The following is a 5,858-nucleotide window of genomic DNA, read 5'->3' on the forward strand; positions in this document are numbered from 1 at the left end:
CTGAACCTGACCACACCAGAAAAAATCACGCCTGAAGAGGCCTCCCAATACGAACCACCGCGCGCCAGCGGCAGTCTGGAAACCGTCGTTGAAAACCAGATTGCGTGGATCACCGCCTGGCGTATCGAGCGCTATGCCAGAGGTTCGATGCTGAAAACGCCATTCTACCAGCGCGCCACCAATACCGAAGCGCTGCCCGCCGCGCGCAAGGCGGCAGAAGAAGCACGGGATGAAAAGCAGCGAAAGGTGCTTGAAAAGCGTCAGGATCAGTTAGCAAAACAGTCTGCCGACAGGATGGATGAGCTTGTGCTCTATCCGGGCATCAAGGATTTTGACCCGGATATGGCGCAGACCCAGTTGTTTGAAGCGGCGAAGGAGTTTGGTAAGGATTACCACGACGGTTACCGTATCCCGGAGAACCTGGCGCAGGCGGTGCTGGATACCGTGCTCCAGCCGATGATTTTCGTGCTCAATACCGATGATGAACCCCGGGAATACCGGCGAATGAAGGCTGACGGAGACGCGCGGGTGTCAGTCCTGTTTCCTGCCGCCGGTGAGGCCAGTAATGCCGGACAGCCAGCCGGGCTGGTCAGGGCCTTATTCGACGATCAGGTGCACGACTCGCGTGCCTGGTTTATGCACGCTGCGCTGGGTTCTCGCGAGATGTGGGGCGGCTACTTCCGCTACCGGATGATTTATTTCAGCGACAAATGTAATAAGTCCCTGTCACCGCTGGTGATCGCCGGAGATCTTATCGGGTTTGCCACCCTGACCACAGGTGTTGTGCTGAGCTTCAGACAAAAGACCCTGACCGGAAAGCTGGCAGGGCTGGCCGCGACAGGCGCCGTACGAACGCTGCAGGTTGAAGTGCTGGATCAGATCACAGGTGAACCCGTGCCGGAACTGCCGGGCGGGGAACAGCAGCGGGCATTTACCCGGGAGCCGGGCGTAGTGGTTGCACAGCGAAAAGCGCTTGTGGCTGAACAACAGCTGGCGCGGGCGCAGGCTGCGATCCCGGCCAGCTGGCTTGAGCAGGTACTGATGGCAACTGCCTGAGACAGAATAAGGAAAGGAGAACTGATGAGTAAAGTCATCCGGAAAGGAGACAGCCTGAGGGAATATGGTGGCAAGGTATTAGGCGGGCATTACCAGTGTTTTGGTAAGGGGTTTGCCTGTAAGGGGGACCCGGTTCGCTGTAACAAACACGGTGTGACCACCATTGCTGAAGGTAGCGCATTGACCACGGTTGATGGACAGCCGGTAGCGCTGCATGGCCACCGCTGTACCTGCGGCTGTACGCTGGTCAGCTCATTTCCTGACTGCGGTATTGAACAATGAGGCCCGAACCTGATTATCCGGCGTACAAAACGGCACGTCCGCCCGGTGCAGCCAGGTGGCTGTCGGCCATGGCACTGCTGGTGCTGTTCTGCGGCGGCGCCGGGGCGCTATTGCCATCAGCCCAAGGCAAAAGTTCGCTTGTTGCCACCAGTATACTTGTGGCACTGCTGCTGGCGGGCACAGGCTGGCTTGTGCGGTTGTTGTACTATCGTGTCAGCATGCATAACGCTGCTCTCTACTATCAGTTGGTGGAATATGAACAGCAGCAGTGGTGGGCGCAGCATCGTCAGCCGTTCTGGTTAAAAGAAGTCGTATTGCTGGGGCCAGCGGGTACGCGCCCAATTGACTGGCTGCGTGTACTTAATCGTGAACAACGCCCACCGGAGGAAAAAAAAGAGGAGGGCGGCAGTGCATTGAGATTGCCACAAATTTCGGCCACAGATGCTGTCACGCGCGAAAAACGGCTTGCGGAACTGCTGGTTATTGCGTGGCAAAAGCAGCGAACTGAACAAAAACTCTCTCCTCCGCTGCGTTGTTACTGGCAGGGTACTGATATCACCTGGCAGGCATTTCGCGAAAAGATGTCGATGGTTTTCCCGGAAATCGCACTGCCAGCACGGCCTGAACCCTGGCATGGGGAAGCCACTCTTGCAGAGATAGCGAGAGATCTTGCTGAAGCCAAACCCGAGGACACGATACTTATAGCCGGGTGTCAGGTGATCGCGGCGCAGCAAGGTATAGCGCGTCCCGCCGGAGAATCTGCCGTACTGTGGCTGGCCGGACGTAATGGCCCGGTACAGTTGACGCGTGGTGAAACTTTTTCGCCGGAGCAAGGTGATGTTTTGCTCACAGTTCTCGCCCGTTCACTGGAACAAAGTGAAATGAAAGATCCTCCAGAAGCCTGTACGTTGTTTTCCCTGCCCGGCACCGAGGCGCTGGCGAGCAGTGGCTGGGATGTCAGCCAGCATTTGCAGGACGTCAACTGGGGGGATATCGGCGAGATGGACGCTTTGATCGTTTTATCGCTGGCGGCAATCTATGCCTCCCACCACCAACAGCCGTGCGGCTGGATTGCCCGCGACCCGATGAATACCCTCGCAACTGGAATTGTAAAACCTGATGGACAACACCAATAAACCTGCTGCCATCTCTGTGGCAGCCACGGCAACGGTCTGTATTGCTATGACCACCCTACTGGTACTGCTGGGTGGACTGGCATGGTGGCTATGGGCGACCGAACGTTCAACGGAATGGGAAATGCTGCGCCCGCTTATTGTTTCTGGCTTTATCGTCTGGGGCATTGCGCTCAGCCTACTGGTACTGGGGTTTATGGCTTTACGGTTACTGGTTAAGGACAAGGTTCGCCCGCCAGCATCCTGCAAGCGTAAACCCGCAAAAGTTACCGGTGGTGAAAGGGCTTATGGACAGCTGAAGACATATCTTCGTACACGCTATAACCTCTTCTGGCGCCATAAAGTCCGCCTGCTGTTAATCACCGGCGACGAGGCCGCAATCGAACAGCTGGTTCCCGGCCTGCAGAAAAACCAGTGGCTGGAAGGCAACCGTACCGTGCTGATCTACGGCGGCAGCCTCACGGCTGAACCCGATAAGGAAAAATACACCGCGCTGCGCAGGCTGCGTCGCGGACGCCCGCTGGACGGGATTGTCCGCGTCATGCCTGCGTCGCTTAACCTGACGCCACACATCAGCGACAACGACCTTCGCGGGCTGGAGAAAATCAGCGAACGGCTGCGCTACTCCGCCCCGGTCTGGCTGTGGCAGTTGTGCAGCAGCGACTGGCCTCAGGCCACGCGCCCTGAGCAGGCGGTCGGGGCAACGTTCCCACTGCGCGCCAGCGAAGATGATATCGTCCGCCAGCTTGAGCGGATGCTGCCGGCCCTGCGGGCGCAGGGGATAAGCCAGGTCGCGGAGAACAACAGCCACGACTTCCTGCTGCGCCTGGGCCGGCACCTCAGAGAGGGCGGTATCGCCCGCTGGGCTCAGCAACTGGTGCCATGGCTGGCTGCCTCTCAGCAGCGCGTGCCGCTGCGCGGCCTGATGTTCAGCCTGCCGCGGGATACCCCCGTTGATGTGTCCGGGGCAGTTAAATCTCCTGACGCTGCCATGACAGAAAAATACCGCCCTGAATCACAACGCCATGCCCTGACCCTGCCGGTGACCTGGCAGGGCATTGTGGACGACTGTACCCGCGTACGCGGCCGGCGTGTCGCTGTGCCGTGGGAACAGGCGACCGGCGGGACGCTGATGGCCATCATGGGTGCCTGGGGAGCGGGGCTGCTGCTGTCGTTTGCCGTCAACCGCCAGCAGATTATCTCCGTTGCGCAGCAGGCGCATGCCCTGGTGGAGCATCCTTCCGTGTCGGATGACCAGCTGACGGCCCTGCATACGCTGCGTAACGCGGCCGGCCGCCTGCAGCACCGCATCCAGGAGGGCGCCCCCTGGTATCAGCGCTTCGGTCTGGACCACAACCCGCAGCTGCTCAGCGCGATGCTGCCCTGGTACGGCGTGGCGAACAACCGCCTGATACGCGACCCGGCAAACGCCGCCCTGATGCAGAAGCTCAGCGCGCTGGTGAACGCCGCCCCCGACAGTGACCAGCGGGCAGCGCTGGCGAAGCCGGGCTATGACCAGCTGAAAGCCTGGCTGATGATGGCCCGTCCTGATAAAGCCGACGGCGCGTTCTACGCCCGGACCATGAAGGCCGTGCAGCCGGCGCGGCAGGGCATTTCAGCCGCCCTGTGGCAGAGCCTGTCGCCGGACCTGTGGGCCTTCCACATCAGCGGACTGCCTGAACAGCCACAGTGGAAAATCACGCCGGATGCGCAGCTGGTCAGCCAGAGCCGCCAGGTACTGTTACAGCAAATCGGACGGCGTAACGCCGAAAGCACCCTGTATGAAAACATGCTCAAATCCGTGCGTCGTCACTTCGCCGATGTCTCTCTGGAAGACATGACCGGCGGTACCGATGCGCGGCGACTGTTCACCACCGGGGAAGTGGTGCCGGGCATGTTCACCCGCCAGGCCTGGGAAGGGGGCATTCAGCAGGCTGTCGAAAATGCCGCACGTTCGCGCCGGGATGAAATCGACTGGGTGCTGAGCGACAGCCGCAGTGCCGTCTCCGCAGACCTGTCGCCGGAAGCCCTGAAGGCGCGTCTGACGCAGCGTTACTTCAGCGACTTTGCCGGCAGCTGGCTGAGCTTCCTCAACAGCCTGCACTGGAATCCGGCCAGCAACATTGCGGACGTTACCGACCAGCTGACGCTGATGAGTGATGTCCGTCAGTCGCCGCTGATTGCCCTGATGAATACCCTCGCCTGGCAGGGGCAGACCGGCCAGCAAAGCGAAGGCCTCCCGGACGCCCTCATCAAATCGGCTAAAGACCTCGTAGGCGGGAAAGACAACCCCGCGACTGACCCGTCCGCTTCCGGCCCACAGGGGCCGCTCGGTGAAACCTTTGGCCCGCTGCTTCAGCTTATGGGGAAAAACAAAGGCAGCCATGTGATGTCGGCTGACAATTCGCTGAGCCTGCAGACGTATCTGACCCGCATCACCCGCGTGCGTCTGCGCCTGCAGCAGGTGGCCGGTGCTTCTGACCCGCAGGCGATGATGCAGACCCTGGCGCAGACCGTATTCCGGGGCAAAAGCGTCGACCTCACCGACACCCGGCAGTACGGCAGCCTGATGTCGGCAAGCCTGGGCGAGGCGTGGAGCGGCTTCGGCAACACGATGTTTGTGCAGCCGCTGACCCGGGCCTGGGAAACCGTACTTCAGCCGTTGGCAGCCAGCCTGAATGACAAGTGGCGCCGCTCCGTGGTGGCAAACTGGCACACCGCCTTCGACGGACGTTTCCCGTTTGTCGCCAGCAAAAGTGACGCCTCTCTGCCGATGCTGGCGGAGTTTGTGCGCAGGGACAGCGGGCGCATTGAGCGCTTCCTGAACACGGAACTCAGTGGCGTGCTGCACAAAGAGGGCAGTCAGTGGATAACTGACAGGGTCAACAGCCAGGGGCTGAGCGTTAACCCGGCCTTCCTGCGGGCGATTAATCAGCTGAGCCAGCTGTCGGACATTCTGTTCACCGATGGCAGCCAGGGCATCAGCTTTGAGCTGCAGGCGCGTCCTGTGCCGCAGGTGGTGGAAACTCAGCTGACCATTGACGGACAAAAGCTGCACTACTTTAACCAGATGGCCGACTGGCAGCGCTTTCGCTGGCCGGGCGACACCTACAGACCGGGGACGATGCTGACCTGGAGCACGGTCAATGCCGGAGCGCGCCTGTTCGGGGACTACAGCGGAACCTGGGGGCTGATTCGCTGGCTGGAGAAGGGGAAACGCGAGCAGCTTGACCGAAGCCAGTGGATGATGAGCTTCAGCGCGCCGGATGGCCGAACCCTGCAGTGGGTGCTGCGCTCACAACTCGGAAAAGGTCCGCTGGCGCTGCTGGAACTGCGGGGGTTCACGCTGCCGGATCAGATATTCAGTGTCGACAGTGCGGTGATGGC

General features: G+C 60.5%; 4 protein-coding genes. All 4 read left to right on the top strand.

Annotated features, from left to right (window positions below):
* Positions 1-1,056, top strand: a 1,056-nt coding sequence (locus tag CMR03_RS02895; RefSeq protein ID WP_482810264.1) for a T6SS phospholipase effector Tle1-like catalytic domain-containing protein, incomplete at its 5' end; no start/stop codon positions are given.
* Positions 1,057-1,080: 24 nt separating this feature from the next.
* Positions 1,081-1,338: a PAAR domain-containing protein gene (locus CMR03_RS02900; RefSeq protein WP_063879491.1), complete on the top strand. Its 258-nt coding sequence runs from the start codon at positions 1,081-1,083 to the stop codon at positions 1,336-1,338.
* The gene (locus tag CMR03_RS02905) at positions 1,335-2,474 is read left to right on the top strand and encodes a hypothetical protein (RefSeq protein ID WP_096010723.1); all 1,140 of its coding nucleotides are present in this window, start codon (positions 1,335-1,337) and stop codon (positions 2,472-2,474) included. Before CMR03_RS02900 ends, CMR03_RS02905 begins: the two co-directional genes overlap by 4 nt.
* Positions 2,458-5,858: ImcF-related family protein (locus CMR03_RS02910; protein ID WP_096010724.1), on the top strand; the 3,401-nt coding region annotated here is incomplete at its 3' end. The genes CMR03_RS02905 and CMR03_RS02910, both read left to right, overlap by 17 nt.

This window comes from Pantoea allii, from assembly GCF_002307475.1.
Taxonomy (GTDB): Bacteria; Pseudomonadota; Gammaproteobacteria; order Enterobacterales; family Enterobacteriaceae; genus Pantoea; species Pantoea allii.